The following is a 204-nucleotide window of genomic DNA, read 5'->3' as shown; positions in this document are numbered from 1 at the left end:
GTACTGAATGGTAATGCTACTGACTATGTTAGACAGAATGCAGATACCTTTCGTCGCCTTGGTATTGACCCAATGGAGGCCGTTTCTATTGCAGAAAAAGACCCTAAAGCGGCTGTTCAATTAGCAGATCACATTGGCATGTCATCACTAGGAATTGATGATTACTTCAACCTGCAAGATAAACAACTTGGCAGACAGATTGAC

The 204-nt window shown here is 42.2% G+C and carries 1 protein-coding gene; it reads left to right on the top strand.

The features are described 5' to 3' along the window. The coding region (locus BHE89_RS04460; protein WP_171742462.1) for a phage DNA ejection protein at positions 1–204 on the top strand (204 nt) is incomplete at both ends.

Origin of the sequence: Shigella sp. FC1967 (assembly GCF_001743005.1) — a bacterium.
In the GTDB taxonomy this organism is placed as follows: Bacteria; Pseudomonadota; Gammaproteobacteria; order Enterobacterales; family Enterobacteriaceae; genus Proteus.
The sequence above is the reverse complement of the archived record's forward strand: the minus strand, read 5'-3'. Positions and strand labels throughout refer to the sequence as shown.